Genomic DNA, 26,574 nt, shown 5'->3' with positions numbered 1-26,574 from the left:
CTCCGGCGCGCCGGGATTCCCGCCGTACTCCGGCACGCTGTCCGGAAACGGCGCAAGCTGCTGCATACGGCCGCCGGCCCGCCCTACGCTCGCCCCGTGCTGCGCATCCTCGACGCCCGAACCGGTGAGTCCGTCCCCGCCGCGCCCGCCCGCCGCGGCCTGACCCGCATCGAGGCCCACGCCTTGGGCCCGGACCCGACGGCCCTGCGGGTCCTGCTCACCGCCGATCTGCTCGTCCGCGCCCTGGAGCTGGGCGGCACCCCGGTCTGGACGAGCCTCACCGCCCCCCGCGACCAGCCGGAACTGCGCGCGGCCGGCGCCCGCCTGGCCATCCGCCCCTTCGAGTTCAGCCGCGACCTCGCCTCCGGCCTCGGCGAGGCCCAGGCCCTCCACGTGGTCCGGCGGGACTGCGTCGGGACGGTGGGGGAGGGGCCGGTGGTGGCGGTGGCCGGGGTGGAGTGGGCGCCGGAGGCCGGCGCGGAGCCCGCGGGGGACGGGGGCGGCCCGGCCGCGCTCACGGCGCTGCTGTCCGACCCCTCCGCCCTGCGCCTCGCCCTGCTCGCCGTACCGCGCGGCGAACCCGCGCGACTGGACCCGGCCACCCTCGAGGAGGCCGCGCGCGGCCTCGCCCGGTGGCGGCGGGCCGTGGCCGGCTGGGCCCGGCAGCCCTCGCGGCCGGTCCCCGGCGAGGTGCGCGACCGGTTGCGCGCCGCCTGGGAGGACGACCTCGACCTGCCCGCGGTGCTCGCCGTCCTGCGGGAGGCGGAGAGCGCGCCCGGCATCCCGGACGGCGCCCGCTTCGAGACCTACGCCTACGCCGACCGCCTGCTCGCCCTGGACCTCGTGCGCGACCTCGGGAACCCCGGGTGAGGGGACCGGCGGGCACCGGGCCGCTGCGGCGGCTGCTGGTGCTGCGGCACGCCAAGTCCGCCTGGCCCGAGGGCGTCGAGGACCGGCTGAGGCCGCTCGCGCCCCGCGGGCTGCGGGACGCCCCGGCCGCCGGGCGCGTCCTCGCCGCCGCGGGTTCCCTGCCCGACCTCGCCCTGTGCTCCACCGCCGTACGGGCCCGCCGTACCTGGGAGCTGGTGGCCGCCGAGTGGGCCACGCCACCGCCCGTGCGCTACGACCGGCGGCTGTACGCGGCCGGCGTACCGGAGTTGCTGGAGGTGGTGCGCGAGGTGCCGGCCGACGTGCGGACCCTGCTGCTGATCGGGCACAACCCCGGCCTGGCGGAGCTGGTGGCGGCGCTGGCCGCCGACGGGCTCGACGTCACGCCGGAGCGGGTCCGGGCCAGGTTCCCGACCTCCGCGATCGCCGCCCTCACCTGGCACGGCACCACCTGGCGGGCCCTCGCCCCGGGCACGGCCCTGCTCACCTCCTTCACGGTCCCGCGGGGCGGGCGCCACCCGGGGAGCGGCCGGCCGGCCACGGACTAGGCTGGCCGGATGCAGGACGAGTACCGCACAGTCGCCCGCGCGGGCGTGCACGAGACCGAGATCAACCGCTCCCGCTTCCTGTGCGCCCTCGCCCCGGCCGCCACCGAACGGGAGGCCCAGGAGTTCATCGCCGCCGTGCGCAAGGAGCACGCCGACGCCACCCACAACTGCTGGGCCTACGTCATCGGCGCCGACGCCTCCGTGCAGAAGGCCAGCGACGACGGCGAACCGGGCGGCACCGCAGGCGTGCCCATGCTCCAGATGCTGCTGCGCCGCGACATGCGGTACGTCGTCGCCGTGGTCACCCGCTACTACGGCGGGGTCAAGCTCGGCGCGGGCGGGCTGATCCGCGCCTACGGCGGCTCGGTGGGCGAGGCCCTGGACGCCCTCGGCACGATCACCCGGCGCCGCTTCCGGCTGGCCACCGTGACCGTCGACCACCAGCGCGCGGGCAAGGTGCAGAACGATCTGCGCGCCACCGGACGCGAGGTGCGCGACGTCCGCTACGGCGAGGCCGTCACCATCGAGATCGGGCTGCCGGACGCCGACGTGGACGCCTTCCGGGCCTGGCTCGCCGATGTGACGGCGGGCACGGCCGGCTTCGAACTGGGCGGCGAAGCCTACGGAGACGCTCGATAATTGGGGTTAATCGGACATAACGGGCTTTCGTGCGGCGGGTGGTGGCGTCCGGTTCCGGAGCGACCGGACGTGATGTCGGACCCGGCCGTTAGTCTCGGGGCCCATGAGGATCCTGCACACGTCCGACTGGCACCTCGGCCGGGCCTTCCACCGGGTGAACCTGCTTCAGGCGCAGGCCGGGTTCATCGGTCACCTCGTCACCACCGTGCGTGAGCGCGAGGTGGAGGCGGTGGTCGTGTCGGGCGACGTGTACGACCGCGCGGTGCCCCCGCTCGCCGCCGTGGAGCTGTTCGACACCGCCCTGCACCGGCTCGCGGACCTCGGCGTGCCCACGGTGATGATCTCCGGCAACCACGACTCCGCCCGCCGCCTCGGCGTCGGCGCCGGACTCATCGACCGCGCCGGCATCCACCTGCGCACCGAGCCGTCCGCCGCCGGCACCCCCGTGATCCTCCGGGACGCCCACGGCGACGTCGCCTTCTACGGCCTGCCGTACCTCGAACCCGCCCTGGTCAAGGACGAGTTCGGCGTCGACAAGGCCGGTCACGAGGCCGTGCTCGGCGCCGCCATGGACCGCGTCCGCGCCGACCTCGCCGCCCGCCCGCGGGGCACCCGTTCCGTCGTCCTCGCCCACGCCTTCGTCACCGGAGGCCAGGCCAGCGACAGCGAACGCGACATCACCGTCGGCGGGGTCGCCGCCGTACCGGCCGGCATCTTCGACGGGGCGGACTACGTGGCGCTCGGCCATCTGCACGGCTGCCAGACCATCACCGAACGCGTCCGCTACTCGGGCTCCCCGCTCGCCTACTCCTTCTCCGAGGCCGGCCACCGCAAGAGCATGTGGCTGATCGACCTGGACGCGGACGGCGCGGTCACCGCCGAGCGCGTCGACTGCCCGGTGCCGCGCCCCCTCGCCCGTATCCGCGGCCGCCTCGACGACCTCCTCGCCGACCCGGCGCTGGGCCGCCACGAGGACGCCTGGGTCGAGGCCACCCTCACCGACCCGCTCCGCCCCGCCGAGCCCATGGCCCGCCTCACCGAACGCTTCCCGCACACCCTCAGCCTGGTCTTCGCCCCCGAACGGGCCCCCGACGACCCCCGTGTGTCCTACGCCCGGCGGCTCGCGGGCCGCAGCGACGAGCAGGTCGCCGAGGACTTCGTCGCCCATGTGCGCGGCACCGGACCCGACGCCGCCGAGACCGCCGTACTGCGCGAGGCGTTCGACGCCGTGCGCGCCGACCACACCGTGCGGGAGGTGGCCCGGTGAGGCTGCACCGGCTCGACATCACCGCCTTCGGACCCTTCGGCTCCACCCAGAGCGTCGACTTCGACGCGCTGTCCGGCGCCGGACTCTTCCTGCTGCACGGCCCGACCGGCGCCGGCAAGACCTCCGTCCTCGACGCCGTCTGCTACGCCCTCTACGGCTCGGTCCCCGGCGCCCGGCAGAGCGGCCAGGGCATGCACCTGCGCAGCGACCACGCCCCGCCCGGCACCCGTACCGAGGTCCGCCTCGAACTCACCGTCGCCGGCCGCCGGCTGGAGATCACCCGGCAGCCCCCGTGGGAGCGGCGCAAGCTGCGCGGCAAGGGCATGACGGTCGACAAGGCCCAGACCTGGCTGCGCGAGTACGACGCCCGGGCCGGCTCCTGGAAGGACCTCAGCCGCTCCCACCAGGAGATCGGCGCCGAGGTGGAGCAGCTGCTCGGCATGAGCCGCGAGCAGTTCTGCCAGGTCGTCCTGTTGCCCCAGGGCGACTTCGCCCGTTTCCTGCGTGCCGACGCCGAGGCCCGGGGCAAACTCCTCGGCCGGCTCTTCGACACCCAGCGCTTCGCCGACGTCGAGAAGCGCCTCGCCGAACGCCGCCGCGCCACCGAGGCACGCGTGCGCGAGGGCGACACGGCCCTGCTCGCCGACGCCCACCGCATGCAGCAGGAGGCCGGCGACGCCATGGAACTGCCCGAGCCGGACCCCGGCGACCCCGGGCTGGCCGAGGCCGTCCTCGAAGCGGCCGCCCTCGCCCGCAGCACCGCCCGGGAACGCCTCGACATCGCCCACTGCCGCCTCGCCGCCGCCGAGTCCGCCCACGCCGCGGCCCGGCACGCCCTGGACGAGGCCCGTGAACTCGCCCGGCTGCAGAGCAGGTTCGCCGCGGCCCGCGAGCGCGCCGAACGGCTCACGGAACGGGCCCGCGCCCACCGCGAGGACCAGGAGCGCATGGAGCGGGCCCGCAAGGCGGAGTCCGTCGCGGCCGCGCTGGAACTGCGCGAGGCGGCCGACCGGGAACACCGCGAGGCGACGCAGGCCGAGGCACGCGCACGCGGGGCGCTGTCCGAGCTGTCGGGGGGCGCCGACGGGTCCGGGGGCGCCGAGGCTCACAGGGACGGGCATGGGGACGCGGACGTCCCTGGGGGCGTTGACGCGTACGGGGGTGCCGACGCGAGCGGGCTCGCCGCCGCCGCCCGCCGGGCCGCCGAGGAACTCGGCGGGCTGGACGCGGCCCGGCGCGCCGAACGCCGGCTCGCCGAACTCGCCGAGGAGCGCGCCGGACTCGACCGGCAGGAGCGCGCCGACGAGGACGTCCTGCGCGAGGCCGACGCCTGGCTCGACGGCTGGGACGCCACCCGCGCCGCCCTCCAGACCCGGCTCGACTCCGCCCAGGAGGCCGCCACCCGCGCCGAACAGCTCGCCGTGCAGCGCGAGCCCATGCGGCGCCGGCTCGACGCGGCCCGCACCCGCGACCGGCTCGCCGCCGGCCTCGCACAGGCCCGGCAGCGCGCGGAGGAGTCCCGCCGGCGCGCCCTGGACGCCCGCGCGCACTGGCTCGACCTGAAGGAACAGCGGCTGACCGGCATCGCCGCCGAACTGGCCGCCCACCTCTCCGACGGCGAGCCCTGCGCGGTCTGCGGCGCCACCGAACACCCCGCGCCCGCCCGCAAGGCCGCCGGACACGTCGACCGCGAGACCGAGGACCGCGCCCTCGCCGCCTTCCAGCGGGCCGAGGAACTGCACACCGAGGACGAGCGGCGGCTCGGCGAGGTCCGCGAGGCCCTCGCCGCCGCCACCGCCGAGGCCGGCGACACCCCCACCGCGGGCCTCGCCGCCGAGGCGGACCACCTGGAGCGGGAGTACGCCCGCGCCCGCCACGACGCCTCCGCCCTGCACGCCGTCCAGCAGGAGCTGCGGCGCGCCGAGCAGGAGCGCGAGCAGCGGCTGGCCGACCGCCAGCAGGCCGCCGTACGGGCCGCCTCCCGGCTCACCCGCCGCGAGACCCTGGAGCGCGAACAGGCCCTGCTGGAAGCGGAGGTGGAGCAGGCGCGGGGCGGTCTGGGCAGTGTGGCGGCCCGCGCGGCGCAGCTGGAGCGGCTCGCGGCACGGCTCACCGAGGCCGCCGACGCCGTCCGCGCCGCCGAGGACGCCGCCCAGCGGCTGAAGGCCGCCGACGCCCGCCTCGCCGACGCCGCCTACCGGGCCGGCTTCGACACGCCCGCTGCCGCCGCCGCGGCCCTGCTGGACCCGGCCGCCCACCGCGAGCTCCAGCACCGCCTGGACGCCTGGCAGCAGGAGGAGGCCGCGGTCCGCGCGGTCCTCGCCGAGCCCGGCACCACGGCGGCGGCCCAGCTGCCGCCCGCCGACCCGGCCGGCGCCGAGCGGGCGGCGGCCGCCGCGGAACGGCGGCTGCGCGAGGCCGGCTCCGCGCGCGACGCCGCCGCCCGCTGCTGCGCCGAGCTGGACCGGCTGTCCGCGCGCGCCGCGGAGGCGGTACGCCGGCTCGCCCCGCTGCGCGCGGAGCACGACCGGGTGGCCCGGCTAGCCGCCCTCACCGCGGGCACCTCCGCCGACAACGAACGCAGGATGCGCCTGGAGTCGTACGTCCTGGCGGCCCGGCTGGAGCAGGTCGCCGCCGCCGCAACCGTACGCCTCCAGCGCATGTCGTCCGGCCGCTACACCCTCGTCCACTCCGACGACCGCACCGGGCGCGGCCGCAGCGGGCTCGGCCTGCACGTGGTCGACGCCTGGACCGGACGGGAACGGGACACCGCGACCCTGTCCGGCGGGGAGACCTTCTTCGCCTCCCTCGCGCTCGCCCTCGGCCTCGCCGACGTCGTCACCGAGGAGGCCGGCGGCGTCCGTCTGGACACCCTCTTCATCGACGAGGGGTTCGGCAGCCTGGACGACCAGACCCTGGACGAGGTGCTGGACGTCCTGGACGGCCTGCGCGAACGCGACCGCAGTGTGGGCATCGTCAGCCACGTCGCCGACCTGCGGCGGCGGATCCACGCGCAACTGGAGGTCGTGAAGGGCCGCTCGGGCTCCGCACTGCGGCAACGGGGCGTCTGACCGGGGCGACCGGGGCGCGCGCCCGCATCGCCCATCTCCGCGCTTCCGCCCGCCGGGACCGCTGACAGTGGAACCGTGACCTAAGGCTCGACTCATTCCTGTGTGATCGGCCGGCCCGCTCCCGCAGTCACATGACTGATGCGCCGGCGGGTGGCCGTGGAACACAGTGGGGCCGACGTCGTCGCCGTACGGCCCACCGGAACGGAACACCGGTGGACCCGCGTCTCCCGTTCACTTCGGAGAGGTCCATGCCCATGCGCTCCACCACCGCTCCAGCGGCGGCGCCCGTCGTGCCGGGCCGCTTCCCCCTGCTCGGCCACCTGCCGCAACTTGCCCTCAGGCGGGTGGACTTCCTGCAATCGGTCAGGGCGCGGGGCGACATCGTCAGGATATTCCTCGGGAGCCGGCCGGTGTTCGTCCTGAACTCCCCGGAGGCCGTCCACGACGTACTCGTCACGCAGGGCAGGAAGTTCGGCAAAGGGCTGCTGTTCGACGTCGCGCGGCCCTTCATCGGGAACGGCATCATCACCTCCGAGCGTGAGGTCCACCGGCGTCAACGGCGCGCGCTCCAGCCCGCTTTCCACCGTGACAGCATCGCCGCGTGCGTCGGCACGATGACCGGCATCGCCGAGGAACAGGTGTCGGCCTGGAAACCGGGCGAGGTGATCGCCATGGACCTGGTGATGCGCCGGATGATGACGGGCATGCTCGTCGCCACCCTGTTCAGCACCGGACGCCCGGACGGCGCCGCGGGCGTGGCCGAGCTGGGGGAGCGGGTCGCGGAGCACCTGACCACGGTGATGCGCGGGGTCTTCGTGGGCACCGTCCTGCCCGCGCCGATCGCGGCGTCGCCCGTGCTGGGGCACCGCAAGTACCTGTCCGCGGCCGCGGCACTGCGCGAACTCGCCGACACCGCCGTCCGGCAGGCCCGGCGGGACCCCGCCGGCCGCGGCGACCTGTTGTCGGTCATGTTCGCCGGCACCCCCGGCAATCCGCGGGGAATGACCGACGTGGAGGCCCGCGACGAGCTGCTGTCCCTGCTCATGGCCGGTGCCGAGACCACGTCGACCACTCTGTCCTGGGCGCTCCACGAACTCGGCAGGCGCCCGGAGATCACCGAGCGGATCCGGGCCGAGTGCGCCGCGCTGCCCGCGGGCGCCCTGCCCGGCGCGGCCACGCTTCCCCTCACCGACCGGTTCCTGCGGGAGGTGCTCCGCCTGCACCAGCCCAACTGGCTGCTCATGCGGCGCGCTTCGGAGCCGGTGCGGGTCCGCGGCGTCGAACTCCCGCGGGGGGCCGAGCTGATCTACAGCGCGGTGACGATGCACCGGGACCCGGCGTACTTCCCGGACCCCCTGCGCTTCGACCCGGACCGGTGGCTCGTCCGTACCGAGAAGGATCTTCCACCGGGCGCCTACGTTCCGTTCGCCCTGGGCAGCCGGAAGTGCATCGGGGACCACTTCGCGATGACCGAGATGCTGGTCGTCCTCCGCTCGATCGTCTCGCGGTGGCGAGTGCTGCCGGTCGCGGGGCGCCGGGTCCGGCCGGTCGTCCAAGCGCTGATCCGGCCCAACGCGCTGCCCATGCGCGTCTCACCCTGGCCGGCCCGTTGATCCGGACCCCACTCCTGGAGGTGCGCCCCACCATGACATCGACGGCAGAGGCGACCGCGCCCATGCCCGCGACCGCGCCCGAGGAGGGTTCCGGGCCCCCGGCCCCGGTTCCCGTCCCCTTCCCCCGCCGGATCAGTACGGACTTCCGGCCCGCCCACGAGCGCCACCTCGCCTGGCCGAAGTCGTTCGGCTTCCTGTCCTCGGAAGAGGAGGAGACCCACCACCTCAAGGGCCAGTTCCCGCTGATAGCGGCCATGTTCTATCCGAACGCGACCGGAGACGGACTGGACCTCGGGGTCGACCAGCAGAGCTGGTACTTCCTGTTCGACGACGCGCTCGACGAGCGGTGGGGACGGTCGCCCGAGCGGGTCCGTCACCTCGTCGGACTCGTCAAGGAGGGCATCGGCGGTGCGGCGTCCCCGCTGCCCCTGGCCGCCGCGTTCGCGGACATGCGACGACGCAGCTGCCGGGACATGCCCGAGGACTGGATCCAGCGGTCCGCGGCCCACTGGTCCTCCTACCTCGACCACCATGTCCACGAGGCGGTCAGCCGGCAGACCGGCACCCCCATGTCCTTGAGCACGTATCTGCGCGTGCGGCGCCACACCATCGGCGTGGCACCGGTCATCGACCTCGCCGAGCGCCTGTCCTCGTGTGTCCTCCCGGACCGCCTGTACGCGCTGCCGCACCTGTCGGTCATGCGCGAGATGACGAAGACGTTCATCATCTGCGACAACGACATCGTCTCCCTGGACAAGGACGCGGCTCTGGGGGAGCGGAACAACCTCGTGCTCTGCCTGGAACGGGAGTACGGGATCTCCCGGCCCGAAGCGATCGAGGAGACCCTTCGCCGCCAGGACGAAGCCCTGGAACTGTTCACCGGCGCCCACCGCGCCCTTCTCGGCGCCACGGCCACGCGCCGTCTCGCCCCGGCCGAACGCGACCTGCTGCGGCGCTACTGCACCGAGGCACTGCAGACCACCATCCGCGGCGCCCACGACTGGCACCACGCCTCCACCCGATACCGCACAGTCGAGGAGCACGCGGCATGACCGATCGGCGTCCAGCGTCCTTCGTGGCCTCCGAACGGGACCGTACGTGCCCGTTCGACCCGTCGCCGGACCTCCTGCGCATGCGCGAGGAGGGCGGCCCGCAGCGGCTGCGGGTCTTCCACCCGGTGCGCGGCGAGATCGAGGCCGTGGTCCTCACCAGGTACAGCGACGTCCGGGCCGCCTTCGCGGACGAACGCCTGGTGACGGGCGACGGCATCGACCCGGCGCTGCCGCGCACCCTGTACAACCACCCGGGTTTCCTGCCCGCGTACAGCGGTGCGGAGCATGCCCGCCTGCGCCGCATGCTCACCGGCAGCTTCACCGTCCGCCGGGTCGAGCGACTGCGGCCCGCGATCGAGACGATGGTGTCCGACCACCTCGACGCCATGGCGGACCACGGCCCCGTCGCCGACCTGGTCGAGATGTTCGCCCTGCCCATCCCCTCGCTGGTGATCTGCGAACTGCTCGACGTCCCGTACGGGACACGGTCCATGTTCCAGCGCTGCTCCCAAGTGATCATGGACGGGACGGCCGACGCCGGCCGCCTGGTGGCCGCCTCGGCCGAACTGAACGCGGCCATGGCGGACATCGTCAGCCGCAACCGGGCCACCCCCGGGAACGGAGTGCTCGGCACGGTGGTGCGGGAGCACGGCGCGGAGCTCACCGACGACGAACTCATCGGCTTCGCCACCACCCTCCTCGTCGGGGGACACGAGACGACGGCGACCATGCTCGCCCTGAGCGTGCTGGCCCTGCTGCGCGATCCGGACCAACTCGCCTCCCTCCGCGACGAACCCGCGGTCGCGGGGACAGCCGTGGAGGAACTCCTGCGCCATCTCGCCATCCCGGCACCGCTCCTGCGCACGGCCGTGACCGACATCGACCTCAACGGCAACAGGATCGGCGCGGGCGAGCACGTACTGCTCTCCCCGCTGACCGCGAACCGTGACCCCGGTCTCGTCCCCGAGCGCCCCGACGAGCTCGACCTCCGCCGCCGCCCGGTCGCCCAGCTGTCCTTCGGCTTCGGCGTCCACCAGTGCCTCGGCCAGCAACTGGCCCGGCTGGAGCTGAGGATCGCCCTGCCGGCCCTGCTCCGCCGCTTTCCCACCCTCGGACTCGCCGTCCCCGAAACGTCCCTCCGCTTCCGCCAGGGCTCGACGGTCTACGGAGTGGAGGCACTCCCGGTCACCTGGTGACCCGGCCCCCGGTGAGGAGAACTCCGTTTCCCTTCACCCCACCGGACGCCACCGGCGCCGCTCGTCCTCGGTCAGGGATTCGTCCAGCCGCACGAGCCGGCCGTCCAGCGGGCCCGGCGTTCCCCCGACGGCGAGCGCCGGCGTCTCCAGGCTGTCCGCGAACTCCTCCAGGTAGGTCACCACGGAGTGCTGCGGCTCGGTGCTATCTCCTCCGTCACCTCGGCTGTCACCTCGGCCCGCTCGGTCTTCCCGGTCATCGCGGCAGCCCAGCGGGAGCGACGTCCGCCCCGGTCAGCCCTCAGCGGCCCAGGGGGCGGCGCGGCAACGGGGAGGAGTACACCACGCTGGTGGTCACCGAGCCCAGGGCGCCGATCCTCCCGGAGACCTCCTCCAGGTGGGACATCGACCGTGCGGCGACCTTGATGACGAAGCAGTCGTCGCCCGTGACGTGGTGCGCCTCCAGGATCTCGGGTGTCGCCGCGACCAGGTCGTGGAAGGGCTTGTAGTTGCCGTTCGGGTAGCGCAGCCGCACGAACGCCAGGATCGGCAGGCCCAGCCGCTCGGGGTCGACCACCGCCGCGTACCCCTGGATCACGCCCGCCTCCTCCAGCCGCCGGACCCGTTCGGTGACGGCGCTCGGCGACATGGACACGGCGCGCGCCAGCTCGGCGTAGCTGGAGCGTCCGTCGCGCTGGAGGACTTCGAGGATGCGCCAGTCGGTGGCGTCCGGGGAATACACGGTCATCCCGGATGGATAGCAGGGAAAACCCCGGCGGGACAAGGGCAAGCCCGTGGTTCGTCCCTTCAGGGCGGCGCTCCGCGGGCCGTAGATTTCCAGTCATGATCAGCACCGCTTCCGAGAACCCCGTCCTGCGGGTCGCCCCCGCCGCCCCCGCCGAGGCCGCCGCCTACTTCCGGGCGAGCCTCGCCTTCCACGCCGACGTCTCCGACGTGGCCGCGGCGCTGGCGGCCGGCGGCGATCCCGGATTCGTCGTCGTGGACACCCGTTCCACCGCCTCCTGGGACCAGGGCCACATCCCCGGCGCCGTCCACCTGCCGACCGCGCTCATCCCCGAGCAGGCCGAGCGGCTCCTGGACAAGTCCGTGCCCGTGGTCACGTACTGCTGGGGCCCCGGCTGCAACGGCGCCACCCGCGCCGCGCTCGCCCTCGCCGAACTCGGCTACCGGGTCAAGGAGATGCTCGGCGGCTTCGAGTACTGGGCGCGCGAGGGCTTCGCCTACGAGACCTGGCAGGGCCCGGCCCGCCGGGACGCCGACCCGCTGACCGCCCCCGTCGACGGCGACTGCGGCTGCTGACCCCCGGCGTCCGGCGGCCCCCCGCCGCTCCCCGGCTCCCGGCGCCCCGCTCCCGGTGCTCAGCGCACCCCGTCGAAGGCGACGTCCAGATGCCGGGGCCCGCGCAGCACGGCGTTCTCCCGGTACGGCGGCGGGTCCTCCACCAGGCGGGGGTTCTCCAGGCGCCGGGCCAGCTCGGACAGCGCGATCTGGGTCTCCAGACGGGCCAGCGGGGCGCCGAAACAGCTGTGGATGCCGCTGCCGAACCCGAGGTGTTGGATGTCCCCGCGGTCCGGGTCGAACCGGTCGGGGTCCTCGAACCGCTCCGGGTCCCGGTTGCCCGCGGCCAGCATCAGCCAGATCCGCGAGCCCTTCGGGATGGTGACCCCGCGCACCTCGATGTCGGTGATGCAGGTGCGCTGCGGCACGAGCTGCACCGGAGGTTCGTAGCGCAGCAGTTCCTCCACGATGGAGACCGACAGCCCCGGGTCCTCGCGCAGCCGCCCGAGGACCTCCGGGTGGCGCAGCAGGGTCAGCATGCCGTTGGTGATCAGGTTGACCGTCGTCTCGTGGCCGGCGATCAGCAGCAGCACCGAGGTGCTGAGCACCTCCATCATCGTCATCGAGCCGTCCGGGCCCCGGCTGTTGACCAGGTCGGACAGCAGATCGTCGCGAGGCTCTCGGGCCCGCTCCTCGACCAGCCCGGACAGATACATGCCGAGCCGCATCCGCGCCTCCTGCGCGCTCTGCCGGTACTCCGCCTCCTGGGCGCCGCCCGGCCGCTTCTCCGGGTCCAGGCTCGCGACCAGCGGGTCCACCCAGGTGCGGAAGGTCGGCTCGTCCTCCCGGGGCACCCCGAGCAGCCGGCAGATCACCGTCACCGGGAAGGGGTACGCGAACTGGTCGACCAGATCGACCTGGCGGGCGTCGCCGAAACCGTCGATCAGCTCGGTGACGATCTCCCGCATCGCGCCGCGCATGCCCTCGATCCGGCGCGGCCGGTGCGGCGGCCCGAACCCGGTGTTGGCGATGCGGCGCAGCCGGTCGTGTTCGGGCGGGTCCAGCCGCAGGAACGACGGCGGCAGCCCGCCCGTCTCCTCCGGCTCGCCCGCTCCGTCCGCCCCGGCGGCGGCCAGGTTCGTGGCGTCGGAGCTGATCCGCGGATCGTGCAGCAACGCCTCGATGTCGTAGTACGAACTGATGAGGTACGGGCCGTCCTCCTCCTCGTGGAGCACCGGTGTGCGGCGCAACTCCGCGTACAGCGGATAGGGGTTGGCGCGGTTGCCGAAATCGGTGATCTGGCGTGCCAGCGAGGCGTGCGGCATGACGGTTCCTTGACAGCGTCGGGGCCGGCGGGTCAGTGCCGGGAGGGGTGGAAGACCAGCTGCTGGTCGGCCGGCGAGTAACCGCTGAGGGTCACCATGGGGCCGTGGGTCGGCAGCGACGGGTCCGGGAAACCGGCGGGCACCGGCTGCCGGCCCTCCGGACGGCGGTCCAGCGTCGGGAACTCCACCGGGAACGGCGCCCCCCGCTCGATCTGCCGCTGGTAGAACTCCAGCCAGCGCGCGTTGTCGAAGGTCACGGCGGCCACGACCCGGCCCTGGTGGCCGTAGACCCCGGTGAACCGGCGCTCGGCGAGCGAGCCCTGCGTGATCATCAGATGTTCGCCCATGGGCGGCACGCCGACCGACTTGATGTTGACCCCGAACATCGAGGACCAGAACGCCGGCATCCACAGGTGCGGGCGCCGGTCGGCGCCGTCGCAGATCATGTTGTGCGCGGCCGTCTCCGCCTGCGCGACGGCGTTGCCCCAGTGCTCCAGCGACAGGAACTGGTAGCCGAACAGCGCGTGCGGGGAGCGCGCCACATCACCCGCCACGAAGACGTCGTCCGTGACGATGCCCCGGAAGTCGAAGGCCCGGCAGCCCGCGTCACAGGCGACCCCCCGGGGCCCGGCGCCGAGCCCCGACCCGGTCAGCCACTCGGTGTTGCGCAGCGACCCCAGCGACACCACGACCACATCCGCCTCGACCACGCTCTCGTCGGACAGATGGACCGCCCGTACCCTGCCGACCGTGTCCCCCTCCAGGGCGGTCACCGTGACATGCGTGCGCAGGTCCACGCCGTGCTCCGTCGCGAGGTCCGCCGCGACCGAGCCGATCACCCCGCCGAGCGCGCCCACCAGCGGCGCCCCCGCCCGCTCGGCCATGCTGACCGGCAGGCCCAGCTCCCGGCAGGCCGAGGCCACCTCCGAACCGGCGAACCCGGCGCCGATGACGAACACCCGCCGCGGCCCCGCCCTCAGCCGCCGGACCAGGTCCGCCGCGTCCTCCCGGGTGCGCAGCACACACACCCCGTCCAGCCGGGCCTCCTCCTCCTTGAACCACGGCCGGGCGCGCACCCCGGTCGCGATGAGCAGCCGGTCGTACTCCACCTCGTCCCCGTCGGCCAGCCGGACCCGCTTGGCCGCCAGATCCAGACCGGTCGCCGCGACACCCAGCCGCCACTTCGCGTCGATCTCCCGGCGGCGCGGCAGCTGCGTGCGCAGCGGGGACGCCATGCCCAGCAGCGCGGACTTCGACAGCGGCGGCCGGTCGTACGGCTCGTGCGGCTCGTCCCCGATCAGGGTCAGGTCACCGGCGAAGCCCTCGGCGCGCAGCGTCTCGGCCGCCCGCAGGCCCGCCAGCGAGGCGCCCACGATCACGATCCGTCCCTCACGCCTGAGCCGTTCGAGGTGGTCAGCGGACATCGGACGCCTCCTGGGAGGCGCCCGCGCGGTCCAGGCCGTCGGCGGTGATCGCCTGCACCGGGCACGCGGCCACGGCCCGCGCCACCCGCTCGCGCTGCTCATCCTCCGGACGCGGGTCGTACAGCAGCGACTCCTCGCCGTGCATGGCGAAGACATCGGGCGCGAGGAACGCGCACTGGGCGTACCCCTGGCACTTGTTGAGATCGACGACAAGCCTCATCGACGCTCCGCCCTTTCCCACGGCGAGGTCCGGGGCGCGCCACACGGCTCGCGCGGGCGGGCTCCGGACGGCGGTCACCCCCGCTCGCCAGCATGCGAGCGAGGGCGGGGCACCCGCGCGCCGGGCACGCCGATCGAGTGACCGCCCGGCGGCCTACCCGCCGGCCTTCCCCCGGCCCGCCCCGAGGATGTGCAGGCCGGTCAGCAGCGACCAGGCCGGGAAGACCAGCTCCGCCCACGGCACGTTCGACGAGACGAAGAGCAGCACCAGCACGGTGACGAAGCCCGCGATCGTCAGCGGGCGGGGCAGTACGCCCAGCCGGTGGCCCATGACCGACAGGGACGACACGAAGACGGCCGCCATCCGCATGGCGTACCCCGTCATCAGCGTGTAGGCGAGGTGGCGGCCGAAGTCCCAGGCCACCGGCAGCGGCGGCAGACCCGGCGGATGGGCCACCGCCAGCACGGCGCCCGCCGCGGCGGCGGCCCCGAACAGCGTGGCGGTGAAGACCAGCCCGCTGCCCAGGAAGACGGTGGCGAGGAACTTGTCCTCGACGGCGCCGACGTGCGCGCGGATCGCGCCGAGGAACCACAGGAAGAAGATCCCGGCGAACGGCACCAGCGCGAGGGCCGCCCGCAGCGCGTCGCGCCGCCCGGAGTCCGTGAAGCCCCGGGCGGTCACCGCGTCGGCCCCCTCCGGAATGGCCAGCCTTACCAGGACCATCGCCGCGGCCAGGAGCAGCGCGAAGACGATCCCGGCCAGGCCCGCGGCGCGCGGTGTCCGTAACGTCCCGTGCTCCGGCGCGTTCTCCCGCATGCCGGCCCGCCTTTCCTCGTCGGCCCTCCGGCACCAGCGGGCCACCCCCGCGCCGGCCGCGCCACCGGGAGAGGGCCGTCCGGCCGAGCCGAAAACCGCTCGCGCGCCCCGCGCGTCCGCGCCTAAGGTGAACGGCCGTGATCACTGCTTCCGGATTACGCCGAGACCCCCTGCCCCTGCGCGGCCGGACCGCGCTCGTCACCGGTGCCTCCCGGCGGGCCGGGATCGGGCACGCCGTGGCCCGGCGGCTGGCGGCCTACGGCGCCAGCGTGTACCTGCACCACCATGTGCCGCACGACGCCGCCATGCCCTGGGGCGCCGACAGTCCCGACGCCGTCGCCGACTCCGTACGCGAAGCGCTCGCCGACCCCCGGGCGCGGGTCGCCTCCGGCCCCGGTGACCTGGCCGACCCGGCGGAACCGGCCCGGCTGGTGCGCACCGTGACCGAGGAGTTCGGCCGCCTGGACATCGTCGTCGCCAACCACGCCCTCAGCGGCTCCGACGGCACCCTGGACGACATCGACGCCGCCATGCTGGACGCCCACTGGGCCGTGAACACCCGCTCGGTGCTGCTGCTCGTCCAGGCGTACGCCCGCTCCCGCGCCGCCTCGGCCGGGGACGCCCCCGGCGGGCGCGTGGTGCTGATGACCTCCGGCCAGGACCTCGGCGGCGGCATGCCGGGCGAGATCGCCTACGCCCTGCAGAAGGGCGCCCTCGCCTCCATCACCCGCTCGCTGGCCACCACGCTCGCCGACCGGGGGATCACGGTGAACGCCGTCAACCCCGGCCCGGTGGACACCGGTTACGCCACCGACGAGGTGCGGGCGGCGGTGGCCGCGCGGTTCCCCGCCGGACGCTGGGGCACGCCCGACGACCCCGCCCGCCTCATCGCCTGGCTGGCCACCGACGAGGCGGGCTGGATCACCGGCGAGGTCGTCACCTCCGAAGGCGGCTTCCGGCGCTGACCCGGGCGCCCGGGCCAGCCGCCGTGGCCGACCCGGGCGCCCGGAACCGCCGCCGTGCCGACCGGGGCGGTCACAGCCGGGACAGCTCGTCCAGCAGGTCGTCCAGGCCCAGCGAACCCTGGGACAGCGCCGCCATGTGCCAGGCCTTCAGGTCGAACGCGGCACCGTGCCGCGCCCGCGCCCGCTCCCGGCCCAGCAGCCAGACCCGCTCGCCCAGCTTGTAGCCGATGGCCTGGCCCGGCATGGTCAGATAGCGGGTCAGCTCGCTCTCCACGAAGTCCGCCGGGCGGCTGCTGTGCGCCCCGAAGAACTCCTGCGCCAGTTCCGGGGTCCAGCGCTCGCCCGGGTGGAACGGGGAGTCGGCCGGGATCTCCAGCTCCAGGTGCATACCGATGTCGATGATCACCCGCACCGCGCGCATCATCTGCGCGTCCAGATAGCCGAGGCGCTCCTCCGGGTCGCCGAGATAGCCCAGTTCGTCCATCAGCCGCTCCGCGTACAGCGCCCAGCCCTCGGCGTTGGCGCTGACCATGCCGACCGTCGCCTGGTAGCGGGAGAGGCTGTCCGCCACGTGCGCCCACTGCGCGAGCTGGAGATGGTGGCCCGGCACGCCCTCGTGGTACCAGGTGGAGACCAGGTCGTAGACCGGGAAGCGGGTCAGGCCCATCGTGGGCAGCCAGGTGCGGCCGGGCCGGGAGAAGTCCTCCGACGGGGACGTGTAGTAGGGGGCCGCCGCCCCACCGGGCGGCGCGATGCGGGACTCCACCCGGCGCACCCGCTCGGCCAGTTCGAAGTGGGTGCCGTCCAGGTCCTCGATCGCCCGGTCCATCAGGCCCTGGAGCCAGTCGCGGACCTCGTCCACGCCCTCGATGTGCCGGCCGTGCTCGTCCAGGTGCGCGAGCGCCGCCCACGGTGTCGCGGCGCCGGGCAGGATCTTCCGGGCCTCCTCGCGCATCTCGCCGAGGATCCGGTGGAACTCCGCCCAGCCGTAGGCGTACGCCTCGTCCAGGTCCAGGTCGGTGCCGTTGAAGTAGCGGGCCGAGCGCGCGTACCGCTCCCGGCCGACGACGTCCGGGGCGCCCTCGATGGCCGGCGCGTACACCTGGCGCAGCCAGTCCCGCAGCTCCACCACGGCACCGGTGGCCGTCCGCGCCGCCTCGTCCAGCTCCGCGCGCAGCGCCTCGGGCCCCGCGGCGGCGAAGTCCTCGAACCAGCCGCGCCCCTCGCCGGTGTCCGCCCACTCGGTCAGCTGGCCGATGAACGTGGCGGTCGGCCGCGGGGCCGCGAACAGCTTGCGCTCCAGGCCGAGTTCGAGGGATGCGCGGTAGCCGGCGAACGCCTCCGGCACCGCGCGCAGCCGCTCGGCGATCGCCGCCCAGTCCTCCTCCGTCTCCGCCGGGGTGATCGTGAAGGCCTCCCGGACGGAGTGGCCGGGCGTGTGCATGTTGCCGACCTCACGCAGGTGTTCACCGGCCTCGTGCATCGCCAGCCGGGCGGTCAGCCGCTCCCGCAGCAGCCGTGCGCAGCGCCGCTCCACGTCGCTGTCGGCACCGGGCCGCCGCTCCGCCTCGTCCAGCCGCGCGAGCGTGTCCCGGTCCAGCCGCGCCTCGGCGTCCCGGCCCTCGGGCGAGTAGTCGGGCAGCCTGCTCGAACTCTCCCGCACACCGAGAAAGGTGCCGGTGACCGGGTCGAGGGCGATGAGGTCGTCCACATAGGCGTCGGCGACCTGACGGGGCAGCGGGATCTGGGTATCGGACATGCGGCCCATCCTCGTACGCCGGGGATCCCCGCGTCACCCGGATACGTCGGTATTCAGCTCCGGGCGTGGCCCGGCGGCAGCAGCGGCCCGCACTCCCACTGCTGGAAGACCAGCCGGGTCTCCACCCGGGCGACCTCGCGCCGTGCCGTGAACTCGTCCAGCACCAGCCGCTGGAGGTCGGCCATGTCCGCGACGGCCACATGCACCAGATAGTCGTCCGGGCCGGTCAGATGGAACACCGTCCGCGCCTCCGGCAGCGCCCGGATCCGCTCCACGAACGGTCCGACCAGCTCCCGCCGGTGCGGCCGTACCTGCACCGACAGCAGCGCCTGGAGACCGCGCCCGAGCTTGGCCGGGTCCAGCCGCAGCCGGTGGCCGAGGATCACACCGCAGCGGCGCAGCCGGGCCACCCGGTCCAGACAGGTCGACGGGGCCACGCCCACCTGCGCGGCGAGGTCCCGGTAGGTGGTCCGGGCGTCGTTCTGCAACAGCCGCAGCAGATGCAGATCGACCGGATCCAGTACGACGGACTCGGCCATGAGCCGAACGTAGCACGGCGATCGCACCCCGTGAACCGGGCGATGTTCACCCTTGCGTCATGGACACAGCGAGCACCGGTGCCTACGACGGCGTACGCACCGCACCGAGAGCCCTGGCCACCGAGGCCGTGCACGCAGGCCGCGACGATCTGGCCCGGCAGGGCCTGCACGCCCCGCCGATCGACCTGTCCACCACCTACCCCTCCTACGACAGCCGGGCCGAGGCCGCCCGCATCGACGCCTTCGCCGGCGACGGCGCCGGCCTGGCCGGACCGCCGGTCTACGCCCGCCTGGGCAACCCGACCGTCGCCCGCTTCGAGACCGCGCTGGCCCGGTTGGAGGGCACCGAGACCGCGGTCGCCTTCGCCAGCGGGATGGCCGCGCTCAGCGCGGTGCTGCTGGCCTGCGCCTCGTCGGGCCTGCGGCACGCCGTGGCGGTACGGCCGCTGTACGGGTGCAGCGACCACCTGCTGACCGCCGGGCTGCTCGGTACGGAGGTCACCTGGACCGACCCGGACGGCATCGCCGGCGCGCTGCGCCCGGACACCGGGCTGGTGCTGGTCGAGTCCCCGGCCAATCCGACCCTCGCCGAGGTCGATCTGCGGGCCGTCGCCCGCGCCTGCGGCCAGGTTCCGCTGCTCGCCGACAACACCTTCGCCACGCCCGTGCTCCAGCGGCCGGCCGAGCAGGGGGCGCGACTGGTGCTGCACAGCGCCACCAAGTACCTCGGCGGCCACGGGGACGTACTGGCCGGGGTGGTGGCCTGCGACGAGGAGTTCGCGGGGCGGCTGCGGCGGATCCGGTTCGCCACGGGCGGCGTCCTGCATCCGCTGGCCGGCTATCTGCTGCTGCGCGGCCTGTCCACCCTCCCGGTGCGGGTGCGGGCCGCCTCCGCGAACGCCGCCGAGCTGGCCCGCCGGCTCGCCGCGGACCCACGGGTGGCCCGGGTGCGCTACCCGCGCCTCGGCGGCGCGATGGTCGCCTTCGAGGTCCACGGCGACCCGCACGAGGTGATCTCCCGGGTCCGGCTCGTCACGCCCGCGGTGAGCCTGGGCAGCGTCGACACGCTCATCCAGCACCCCGCGTCCATCAGCCACCGCATCGTGGACGCCGACGACCGGCGCGGCGCGGGCGTGACCGACCGGCTGCTCCGCCTGTCCGTCGGTCTGGAGGACGTGGACGACCTGTGGGCGGACCTGGACCGGGCACTGGGCGCTCCGCGCGCACGGCAGGGGGCGAAGGAGCTGCGGGAAGCGGTGCGTTGAAGGGGGAGCCGGCCCCCGCGGGGATGACCGCGCGGGGGCCGGCCTCGCCGGTCCGGCGGCCGTCAGTCCCGGTGGACCGGGTCGGTGAGGTGGTGGCGGACGGTGGGGTCGAGCGGGGAGGCCGAGGAGTGCCCGGGGGTGTCCAGGCGGGCCGTGATGACCAGGGTGCCCTCCTCGATCTGGTAGTCCAGGGGAAGGCCGAGGGCGCGCATCGTGGCGATCATGCCGGTGTTGGACGCCTTGGTCACGGCGTACACGCTCGCGCACCCCGCCTCCGCCGCCATCCCGACCAGCCGGCCGAGCAGTTCACCGCCGACACCCCGCCGCTGCCACTCGTCCTCGATCAGCAGCGCGACCTCGGTCTCGTCACCGTCCCACAGCAGGTGCCCGAGGCCGACGATCCGGCCGGCGGCGGTCTGCGCGGCCAGCGTGCGGCCGAAGCGGGGGCTGAGCAGATGGTTCAGATAGCGGTCCGCGTCGGCGACCGGGCCGTGGTAGCGCAGCCCCAGCGTCCGCGCCGAGCACCGGTCGTGCATCGCCCTGGCCGCGGCCAGGTCCCCGGTGTCGATCCGGCGCACCGTGATGTCGTCGCCCTCGGGCAGCGTCAGCACATCCTGCCCGCGGGGAATCCGCGGCCCGAGCCGGCCGTCCAGCTCGACCAGCGCCCGGGCGCGCGCGAACTCCGTCGGGGTGAACGGCAGATACGGCCGCTCCACGGTGAGCACCCCGCCCTCGGGTGCCGGCAGCCGCATCACGGTGTCCTCCAGCACCCCCTCGGCGGGCACCGGCAGCGGGCCCCGGCCACCGCCGACCGGTGTGGCGGGCAGCGACCGGATCGTGCACCGGCCCAGCAACTGCCGTAGCGCCAGCGGCAGTTCGGAGGCGTCCAGCGCGGTACGGGCGGCCAGCCCCAGCACCCGGGTCGGCGCGTCGACCAGATCGTGGGCGTCGGCCCGCTCGATCCACGTGGACGTGCCCCCGGCCAGCGCGACCGCCCGGGTGAGGCCGGCCGCCGTCAGCGCGCCCGGCGCCCGCAGCAGGAACTCGTCCACCGTGCCGTCGGCCAGCGGGTGGGTCTGGAGGCTGAGGATGTCCACCCGGTGCCCGGCGAGCGCCGTGCACAGGGCGGCCAGGGACCCCGGCTCGTCCTTCACCGTCGTCCGCATCCGCCACAGCGTGCCGGGGCCGGTGAGGGCGGCCGCCGGGGCGCCGGGCCGCTCGGACGGCCCGGCCGGCCGCGTCTCGGCGGCCGGCCGGGCACCGGTATCGCTCGCGGGCGGCGCGTGTCCGTGGCGGCGTGACCACCACACGTGGAAGCCCGCCGTCGCGGCCAGCACGATCGCCGAGATCACGAGCAGGGCCGGCCCGTCCGGCCCGTGCCCGATCATGTTGGCCACCGCGTCCGCGACGGCCACCGCCGTGAACAGCGCGGCGAGTTCGACGACGTCGCGCCGCCAGTGGTGCACGGGCCGACCGTGCCGGGCCCGGGTCACATCAGGCATCTCTGGAGTCATGCGGCCACTGTGCAGGAGGGGTGTTGCGCGATCACGAACTGATTGTGTCCGACGAGTAAAAGCATGCTCCGCCCCATTTGTTGCACTTTCTACGGCCGACCGGTCACCCTCCCCGCTCCGGCCCGCCGGCGCGCCTGCCGGCCGGCCTACTGGCCGACCCGGCCCGGCTGGAGCGTCCGGCTGAACAGCACGCTGCCGTCCTGCTCCCGGAGCCGCACCGTCAGCTCGCCGCTGTCCCCGTCGATGTCCACCTCGCCGAAGAACTGGTAGCCGCCGGCCGGTGAGACGTTGGACGCGGTCGGCGCCTTGACGAACACCCGCTCCGGGCCGAACGTGCCGTCCAGCGGGCTGGCCGGGAACGCACCCGCGTTCAGCGGCCCGGACACGAACTCCCAGAACGGCTCGAAGTCGGTGAAGGCGGCCCGGGACGGCTGGTAGTGCTGGGCCGAGGTGTGGTGCACGTCCGCCGTCAGCCACAGCGTGCCGGTGATCCGCCGGTGCTTGATGAACCGCAGCAGCTCGGCGATCTGCAGCTCGCGCCCGAGCGGCGCGCCGGGGTCGCCCTGGGCCACCGCCTCGAAGTTCGGCCGGCCCTCCGTCGCGTCCGGTACGACGAGACCGATCGGCATGTCGGCGGCGATCACCTTCCACACCGCGCGCGAGCGGGCCAGCTCCCGCTTGAGCCACTCCAGCTGCTCCCGGCCGAGGATGCCCCGCGGGTCGGTGGTCTGGTCGTCCGGCGAGTTGGCGTTGCGGTAGGTGCGCATGTCCAGCACGAACACGTCCAGCAGCGGGCCCTGGCGCAGCACCCGGTAGACGCGGCCCTCACGGGCGCCCGGCCGCAGCGTGGGGAGGGGGAAGTACTCGCTGAAGGCCCGCCTGGCGCGCGCGGCGAGGACGTCGATGCTCTTCTCGGTGTACCGGGTGTCGGTCGTGGCGATCACCTCGCCCGGGTACCAGTTGTTGCGCACCTCGTGGTCGTCCCACTGGACGACCGAGGGCACCCGGGCGTTGAACGCGCGCAGATTGGCGTCGAGCAGGTTGTAGCGGAAGTTGCCCCGGTACTCGGCCAGGGTCTCGGCGACCTTGGCCTTCTCCTCGGTGGTGACGTTGCGCCAGGTGCCGCCGCCGGGCAGCGCCTGTGTCTCGGGGATCGGGCCGTCGGCGTATATGTTGTCGCCGCTGCACAGGAAGAAATCGGGGTCCAGCCGGGCCATGGCGTCGTAGATGCGGTAGCCGCCGAGGTCGGGGTTGATGCCCCAGCCCTGGCCCGCCAGGTCGCCCGACCACAGGAAGCGCACGCCGTCCCGGCGGCGCCGGGAGACCGTGCGGAAGGTGCCGGTGACGGGCTCGCCGGTGCGGCGCGGGTCGTCGGGGTCGGCCAGCAGCACCCGGTAGTGGATCTGCTCCCCGGACGGCAGGCCGTGCAGCCGGGTGGTGCCGGTGAAGTCCGTGCCGGCGCCCAGCAGCGGGCCGTGCCAGCGGCGCGGGTCGCGGAACGACTCGGTGGCCGCGGTCTCCACGATCATCCGGGCGGGCCGGTCCGCACGCACCCACACCAGGCCGGAGTCGGAGGTCACGTCACCGGTCTGCACCCCCCAGTCCGCCCGGGGGCGGCCGGAGCGGGCGAACGCCGGGGCCGCGCCGAGACCGGCGGGCAGGGTCAGGGCCGCCGACGCGGCGAGCGAACCGCGCAGTACGCTGCGGCGGCCCGGGAGTGGACGGTGGGACATGGCTGCGCCTCCAGGGACGGGATCCGGCCAGTGTGCGCAGCCACACCTACTGGGGCGGCGCGGCGCGCACGCGAACCCGAGGTGAACTCCCGTCGCCGGCCGGGCCGTCGGCACCGCGCGCGACGGCGAAGCGGCCGGGCTCGCCGCCCGGCCGCTTGCCGCACACGGGTGCGCGGGCGCGCGTCAGCGGCTGCCGTCCAGGATCACCCGCGCCACCAGCGCCGGGTCGTCGTTCATCGGGACGTGACCGCAGCCGGGCAGCCGGACCAGCCGGGCGTGCGGGATGATCCGCTTGGCGCGGATGCCCTGGCGGGGCACGAGGAGCCGGTCCCGGGCGCCCCAGGCCACCGTGACCGGCAGGCCCGCCACGGCGTCGGTGAACCGGACCTCGGCGCCCGCCCGCAGGGTCGCGGTGAAGCCGGTGGCCGTCGCCAGCGCCCGCGTCTCGGCGACCACCGCGTCCGGCGAACGGCGCGCCGGGCGGGCGTAGATGGTGCTGGTCAGCGCGGTACGGCCGGCCGCCGTGCGGGACAGCCCCGCCACCACCGGCGGCGGCAGCCGGCGGGCGACGCCGCGCATGCCGAGCAGCACCGTGAAGGCGTACCGCCGCTCCGCCGGTGACCAGAAACCGGCGGGGGACAGGGCCGTGACGGACCGTACGAGCTTCTCCCGGCCCAGTTCGAGGGCGAGCAGGCCGCCCAGCGAGTTGCCGGCGACGTGCGGGCGGTCCAGGTCCAGCGCCTCGAACAGGGCGCCGAGCACGGCGCCCGTGGTGGGCAGGTCGTAGGGCAGCCCCTCCGGCAGACCCGGGGACGCGCCGAAGCCCGGCAGGTCCACGGCGACCACCTCGCGCTCGGTGGCCAGGATGTCCACGACCGGGTCCCATGCCTGCCGGTGGTGGCCGATGCCGTGCAGCAGGACCAGCGGTTCCCCGCGGCCCACGCGCGCGTAGGACACGGTCACCTCGCCCGGGCCGTGGGGGGCGGGGACCTGGAAGGAGACGGTGGCGGACATGGGGTGCTCCTCGTCTGTGCTGCCGACGGACGCCGTAGACAGCTTGTCAGCAATCACCTACCGGCGGGTAGCCCTTGGTGGACACCGGCCCCGTACCGGGTGGACACCGGCGGGCGCGTGACGATGGGATGGGCCGGTGACCGCACAGCCCGCCACCGACGACTTCGAAGCACACCGGCCCCTGCTCATGGGAGTCGCCTACCGCATGCTCGGCCGCGTCGCCGACGCGGAGGACGTGGTCCAGGAGGCATGGCTGCGCTGGTACCACGCCGACCGCGAGAAGATCCGCGAACCGCGCGCCTACCTGGTGCGCGTCACCACCCGGCTGGCCATCGACCGGCTCCGCCAGGTCCAGCGGCGCGCCGAGGCCTACGTCGGCCCCTGGCTGCCCGAGCCGTACCTCACCGAGTTCGCCGGCACCGCCCCCGACTCCGCCGACCGCGCCGTGCTCGCCGACACCGTCTCCCTCGCCGTCCTGGTCGTCCTGGAGTCGCTGTCCCCGCTGGAACGGGCGGTGTTCGTGCTCAGGGAGGCGTTCGGCTACCCGTACGCCGAGATCGCCACGCTGCTGGAACGGACCGAGCCGGCGGTACGGCAACTCGCCGGACGGGCCCGCCGGCACGTGGCCGAACGACGCCCCCGCCACGACGTCGAGCCCGCACGGCGCCGGGAACTGACCGAGCGTTTCCTCGACGCCGCCGGCGGAGGCGACCTGGCGGGGCTGATGTCCCTGCTCGCCCCGGACGTCCGGCTGGTCGGCGACAGCGGCGGCAAGGCCAAGGCGCCGGTGCGCGTCCTGCACACCGCCGACAAGGTCGGCCGCTTCCTCGTCGGCGCCGCGCGCACCGCCCCGGCCGACCGGACCCACCGCTTCCTGGAGACCAACGGCGGCCCCGCCCTGCTGATCCTGACCGGCGGCGAGCCCGACAGCCTGTTCCAGGTGGACATCGCCGACGGCCGCATCACGTCCGTCTACGTCATCCGCAACCCGGACAAGCTCCGGCACCTCACCGCCCACTGAGCCACCGCCCCCCTCCGCGAGCCCCCGTCGTCCCGGCGGGGGCTTCGCCGTACCCGTACGTCCCGCCGTACGACGGGAGCTTTGCCGCGATGTCACACACACCGGCGCGCGCGAACGCCTCGTGAACGCTTCACTGCCGGCCGTCCGGGAAGCGCCAGTGCGGCCGAGGATTGGTCTTGACCAAGGGTGAGCGCCGCCCTATGGTCGCAGAGAAGTGCAACAACCTTTAATAAACAAGGGCGCCAAAAACCGCCGGACCACGGCTCTCGCGGAGGACAGGGTGGGGACGACGCAGCTGGAATCGGTACCGGAACCGAAGTACTGGCATCTCAAGACCGTGCTCAGCGAGGCACTCGACTCCGAGTTCTCGGTCGGCGAGATCCTGCCCAACGAGCGTGATCTGGCCGCCCGTTTCGGCGTGGCCCGCGCAACGCTCCGCCAGGCCCTCGAACAGCTGGAACTGGAGGGCCGGCTCCAGCGCCGGCGCGGGGTCGGCACGACCGTCGCGCCCCCGCGCGTGGGCGTGGCCGTCGGTACGCGGCAGCACGCCTGGCCCGGCGCCGCCGGAGACGCCTGGCAGCCCGTCGACAGCGCCCAGGCGGTGCCGCCCGCCGCGGTCGTCGCCGCGCTGGAGACCGGCGCGGACGAAGCCGTGCACACCGTGCGCCGCTCCCGGATGTCCCACGGCCAGCAGGTCGCCACCGAACTCCTCTACATCCCGGCGGCCTCGGTGCCCGGCCTGACCGCGATCGACGCCCCGTCCGGCGCGGCACGCGCGCGTGCGGTGCTGCGTGAGCTCCAGCACCTGCCCCTGGAGGGGGAGGACCGCGCGGTCGAGCTGGGCTCCGCGCGCGCGGACGACGCCAGGGCACTGGACCGGCTCCCCGGCTCCCCGGTGCTCGTCGTCACCACCCGCTTCCTCGCCCAGGGCCGCACCGCCGTCCTGTCGGTGGCGACCTACCGCGCCGACACCTGCCGGCTCACCTTCGGCGACTCGGCGGGCGTGGAGATACACCACGACCCGCAGAGACGGGCCTCCTGAACCCCGCACCGCCCGACCACGAAGCTCTTCGGTGCCGGCCCGCACAGCAACCGCGGCCCCGCACCGAAGACCTCGCCGGCATGCCACCAACGCCGACGCGACGGCCACATTCCGCCGGGCCACCGCCGAGCCGGTCGCCAGGCTCACAGCACGGCCGCGTTCCGCCGGGTGACGGCAGCGCGGGTACGTGACCCGCGCGGACACAACGGCCACATCCTGCTGGGCCACCGCCGAGCCGGTCGCCAGGCTCACGGCACGGCCGCGTTCCGCCGGGTGACGGCGGCGCGGGTACGTGACCCGCGCGGACGCAACGGCCACATCCTGCTGGGCCACCGCCGAGCCGGTCGCCAGGCTCACGGCACGGCCG

The 26,574-nt window shown here is 74.6% G+C and carries 24 protein-coding genes; 13 read left to right on the top strand and 11 right to left on the bottom strand.

The features are described from left to right. Positions 1 to 96: 96 nt before the first annotated feature. The 8 genes from IE251_RS21015 to IE251_RS20980 all read left to right on the top strand — a co-directional run bounded on the left by IE251_RS21015 (position 97) and on the right by IE251_RS20980 (position 10,274). Entirely contained in the window at positions 97 to 870 is a 774-nt protein-coding gene (locus tag IE251_RS21015; RefSeq protein ID WP_189754528.1) for a hypothetical protein, read from the top strand. Further along, entirely contained in the window at positions 867 to 1,436 is a 570-nt protein-coding gene (locus IE251_RS21010; protein ID WP_189754527.1) for a SixA phosphatase family protein, read from the top strand. The genes IE251_RS21015 and IE251_RS21010 overlap by 4 nt, the downstream gene beginning before the upstream one ends. Before the next feature lie 9 nt (positions 1,437 to 1,445). After that, complete coding sequence (locus IE251_RS21005; RefSeq protein WP_189754526.1) at positions 1,446 to 2,075, top strand: YigZ family protein; 630 nt, start codon at positions 1,446 to 1,448, stop codon at positions 2,073 to 2,075. A 103-nt stretch (positions 2,076 to 2,178) separates the two neighbouring features. Then, the gene (locus IE251_RS21000; RefSeq protein WP_189754525.1) at positions 2,179 to 3,342 is read left to right on the top strand and encodes an exonuclease SbcCD subunit D; all 1,164 of its coding nucleotides are present in this window, start codon (positions 2,179 to 2,181) and stop codon (positions 3,340 to 3,342) included. Next, complete coding sequence (locus tag IE251_RS20995; protein WP_189754524.1) at positions 3,339 to 6,413, top strand: AAA family ATPase; 3,075 nt, start codon at positions 3,339 to 3,341, stop codon at positions 6,411 to 6,413. The genes IE251_RS21000 and IE251_RS20995 overlap by 4 nt, the downstream gene beginning before the upstream one ends. Positions 6,414 to 6,661: 248 nt before the next feature. Next, positions 6,662 to 8,026 (top strand): cytochrome P450, encoded by a 1,365-nt coding sequence (locus tag IE251_RS20990; protein WP_189754523.1) that lies wholly within the window; start codon positions 6,662 to 6,664, stop codon positions 8,024 to 8,026. Between the two features lie 32 nt (positions 8,027 to 8,058). Beyond that, entirely contained in the window at positions 8,059 to 9,078 is a 1,020-nt protein-coding gene (locus IE251_RS20985) for a terpene synthase family protein (protein ID WP_189754522.1), read from the top strand. Beyond that, the gene (locus IE251_RS20980) at positions 9,075 to 10,274 is read left to right on the top strand and encodes a cytochrome P450 (RefSeq protein WP_189754521.1); all 1,200 of its coding nucleotides are present in this window, start codon (positions 9,075 to 9,077) and stop codon (positions 10,272 to 10,274) included. The genes IE251_RS20985 and IE251_RS20980 overlap by 4 nt, the downstream gene beginning before the upstream one ends. Before the next feature lie 33 nt (positions 10,275 to 10,307). Here the strand turns inward: IE251_RS20980 and IE251_RS20975 are convergent, their stop codons facing one another. Next, the gene (locus IE251_RS20975; protein ID WP_189754520.1) at positions 10,308 to 10,454 is read right to left on the bottom strand and encodes a hypothetical protein; all 147 of its coding nucleotides are present in this window, start codon (positions 10,452 to 10,454) and stop codon (positions 10,308 to 10,310) included. A gap of 118 nt (positions 10,455 to 10,572) precedes the next feature. Then, on the bottom strand, positions 10,573 to 11,019 hold the full coding sequence (locus tag IE251_RS20970) for an Lrp/AsnC family transcriptional regulator (RefSeq protein ID WP_059248055.1): 447 nt from the start codon (positions 11,017 to 11,019) through the stop codon (positions 10,573 to 10,575). A 95-nt stretch (positions 11,020 to 11,114) separates the two neighbouring features. Here IE251_RS20970 and IE251_RS20965 point away from each other — a divergent pair, with 95 nt between their 5' ends. Continuing rightward, positions 11,115 to 11,591, top strand: a complete 477-nt coding sequence (locus IE251_RS20965; protein ID WP_189754519.1) for a rhodanese-like domain-containing protein — start codon at positions 11,115 to 11,117, stop codon at positions 11,589 to 11,591. Between the two features lie 59 nt (positions 11,592 to 11,650). Here IE251_RS20965 and IE251_RS20960 read toward each other — a convergent pair whose 3' ends face one another. The 4 genes from IE251_RS20960 to IE251_RS20945 form a co-directional block, all read right to left on the bottom strand. After that, a complete protein-coding gene (locus IE251_RS20960) occupies positions 11,651 to 12,895 on the bottom strand; it encodes a cytochrome P450 (protein ID WP_189754518.1) in 1,245 nt (414 codons plus the stop codon). 32 nt (positions 12,896 to 12,927) lie between these two features. Further along, positions 12,928 to 14,319, bottom strand: coding sequence for an NAD(P)/FAD-dependent oxidoreductase (locus IE251_RS20955; protein WP_189754517.1), 1,392 nt, complete (start codon positions 14,317 to 14,319; stop codon positions 12,928 to 12,930). Next, on the bottom strand, positions 14,309 to 14,539 hold the full coding sequence (locus IE251_RS20950; protein ID WP_189754516.1) for a ferredoxin: 231 nt from the start codon (positions 14,537 to 14,539) through the stop codon (positions 14,309 to 14,311). Before IE251_RS20950 ends, IE251_RS20955 begins: the two co-directional genes overlap by 11 nt. 153 nt (positions 14,540 to 14,692) lie before the next feature. Then, a complete protein-coding gene (locus IE251_RS20945; RefSeq protein WP_189754515.1) occupies positions 14,693 to 15,355 on the bottom strand; it encodes a hypothetical protein in 663 nt (220 codons plus the stop codon). Positions 15,356 to 15,492: 137 nt separating this feature from the next. Here IE251_RS20945 and IE251_RS20940 point away from each other — a divergent pair, with 137 nt between their 5' ends. Further along, positions 15,493 to 16,320 (top strand): SDR family oxidoreductase, encoded by an 828-nt coding sequence (locus IE251_RS20940; RefSeq protein WP_189754514.1) that lies wholly within the window; start codon positions 15,493 to 15,495, stop codon positions 16,318 to 16,320. Positions 16,321 to 16,390: 70 nt separating this feature from the next. Here IE251_RS20940 and IE251_RS20935 read toward each other — a convergent pair whose 3' ends face one another. Next, a complete protein-coding gene (locus IE251_RS20935) occupies positions 16,391 to 18,079 on the bottom strand; it encodes a DUF885 domain-containing protein (RefSeq protein WP_189754513.1) in 1,689 nt (562 codons plus the stop codon). A 53-nt stretch (positions 18,080 to 18,132) separates the two neighbouring features. Next, the gene (locus IE251_RS20930; protein ID WP_030775099.1) at positions 18,133 to 18,618 is read right to left on the bottom strand and encodes an Lrp/AsnC family transcriptional regulator; all 486 of its coding nucleotides are present in this window, start codon (positions 18,616 to 18,618) and stop codon (positions 18,133 to 18,135) included. 59 nt (positions 18,619 to 18,677) lie between these two features. Between IE251_RS20930 and IE251_RS20925 the strand changes: the two genes are divergently transcribed. Continuing rightward, positions 18,678 to 19,883 carry a trans-sulfuration enzyme family protein gene (locus IE251_RS20925; protein WP_189754512.1) on the top strand — a complete coding sequence of 402 codons (1,206 nt, stop codon included), beginning with the start codon at positions 18,678 to 18,680 and terminating at the stop codon, positions 19,881 to 19,883. Between the two features lie 62 nt (positions 19,884 to 19,945). Here IE251_RS20925 and IE251_RS20920 read toward each other — a convergent pair whose 3' ends face one another. The 3 genes from IE251_RS20920 to IE251_RS20910 form a co-directional block, all read right to left on the bottom strand. Beyond that, positions 19,946 to 21,397 (bottom strand): GNAT family N-acetyltransferase, encoded by a 1,452-nt coding sequence (locus IE251_RS20920; RefSeq protein ID WP_229896867.1) that lies wholly within the window; start codon positions 21,395 to 21,397, stop codon positions 19,946 to 19,948. A gap of 146 nt (positions 21,398 to 21,543) precedes the next feature. Beyond that, the gene (locus IE251_RS20915; protein WP_189754511.1) at positions 21,544 to 23,130 is read right to left on the bottom strand and encodes an alkaline phosphatase D family protein; all 1,587 of its coding nucleotides are present in this window, start codon (positions 23,128 to 23,130) and stop codon (positions 21,544 to 21,546) included. A gap of 183 nt (positions 23,131 to 23,313) precedes the next feature. Continuing rightward, positions 23,314 to 24,144 carry an alpha/beta fold hydrolase gene (locus IE251_RS20910; RefSeq protein WP_189754510.1) on the bottom strand — a complete coding sequence of 277 codons (831 nt, stop codon included), beginning with the start codon at positions 24,142 to 24,144 and terminating at the stop codon, positions 23,314 to 23,316. A gap of 136 nt (positions 24,145 to 24,280) precedes the next feature. Between IE251_RS20910 and IE251_RS20905 the strand changes: the two genes are divergently transcribed. Together IE251_RS20905 and IE251_RS20900 are read left to right on the top strand one after the other, a co-directional pair. After that, the gene (locus IE251_RS20905; protein ID WP_189754509.1) at positions 24,281 to 25,165 is read left to right on the top strand and encodes an RNA polymerase sigma-70 factor; all 885 of its coding nucleotides are present in this window, start codon (positions 24,281 to 24,283) and stop codon (positions 25,163 to 25,165) included. Between the two features lie 280 nt (positions 25,166 to 25,445). Beyond that, on the top strand, positions 25,446 to 26,207 hold the full coding sequence (locus IE251_RS20900) for a GntR family transcriptional regulator (RefSeq protein WP_189754508.1): 762 nt from the start codon (positions 25,446 to 25,448) through the stop codon (positions 26,205 to 26,207). The last annotated feature ends 367 nt before the right edge of the window (positions 26,208 to 26,574 follow it).

This window comes from Streptomyces eurythermus, from assembly GCF_014649115.1.
GTDB lineage: Bacteria > Actinomycetota > Actinomycetes > Streptomycetales > Streptomycetaceae > Streptomyces > Streptomyces eurythermus.
The sequence above is the reverse complement of the archived record's forward strand: the minus strand, read 5'-3'. Positions and strand labels throughout refer to the sequence as shown.

Bases quoted from the DNA above. Each gene is read 5' to 3' on its own strand.
- IE251_RS21005 (WP_189754526.1), top strand. From the start codon at position 1,446: ATGCAGGACGAGTACCGCACAGTCGCCCGCGCGGGCGTGCACGAGACC.
- IE251_RS21000 (WP_189754525.1), top strand. From the start codon at position 2,179: ATGAGGATCCTGCACACGTCCGACTGGCACCTCGGCCGGGCCTTCCAC.
- IE251_RS20990 (WP_189754523.1), top strand. From the start codon at position 6,662: ATGCCCATGCGCTCCACCACCGCTCCAGCGGCGGCGCCCGTCGTGCCG.
- IE251_RS20985 (WP_189754522.1), top strand. From the start codon at position 8,059: ATGACATCGACGGCAGAGGCGACCGCGCCCATGCCCGCGACCGCGCCC.
- IE251_RS20980 (WP_189754521.1), top strand. From the start codon at position 9,075: ATGACCGATCGGCGTCCAGCGTCCTTCGTGGCCTCCGAACGGGACCGT.
- IE251_RS20970 (WP_059248055.1), bottom strand. From the start codon at position 11,019: ATGACCGTGTATTCCCCGGACGCCACCGACTGGCGCATCCTCGAAGTC.
- IE251_RS20965 (WP_189754519.1), top strand. From the start codon at position 11,115: ATGATCAGCACCGCTTCCGAGAACCCCGTCCTGCGGGTCGCCCCCGCC.
- IE251_RS20960 (WP_189754518.1), bottom strand. From the start codon at position 12,895: ATGCCGCACGCCTCGCTGGCACGCCAGATCACCGATTTCGGCAACCGC.
- IE251_RS20955 (WP_189754517.1), bottom strand. From the start codon at position 14,319: ATGTCCGCTGACCACCTCGAACGGCTCAGGCGTGAGGGACGGATCGTG.
- IE251_RS20950 (WP_189754516.1), bottom strand. From the start codon at position 14,539: ATGAGGCTTGTCGTCGATCTCAACAAGTGCCAGGGGTACGCCCAGTGC.
- IE251_RS20945 (WP_189754515.1), bottom strand. From the start codon at position 15,355: ATGCGGGAGAACGCGCCGGAGCACGGGACGTTACGGACACCGCGCGCC.
- IE251_RS20935 (WP_189754513.1), bottom strand. From the start codon at position 18,079: ATGTCCGATACCCAGATCCCGCTGCCCCGTCAGGTCGCCGACGCCTAT.
- IE251_RS20930 (WP_030775099.1), bottom strand. From the start codon at position 18,618: ATGGCCGAGTCCGTCGTACTGGATCCGGTCGATCTGCATCTGCTGCGG.
- IE251_RS20925 (WP_189754512.1), top strand. From the start codon at position 18,678: ATGGACACAGCGAGCACCGGTGCCTACGACGGCGTACGCACCGCACCG.
- IE251_RS20920 (WP_229896867.1), bottom strand. From the start codon at position 21,397: ATGACTCCAGAGATGCCTGATGTGACCCGGGCCCGGCACGGTCGGCCC.
- IE251_RS20915 (WP_189754511.1), bottom strand. From the start codon at position 23,130: ATGTCCCACCGTCCACTCCCGGGCCGCCGCAGCGTACTGCGCGGTTCG.
- IE251_RS20910 (WP_189754510.1), bottom strand. From the start codon at position 24,144: ATGTCCGCCACCGTCTCCTTCCAGGTCCCCGCCCCCCACGGCCCGGGC.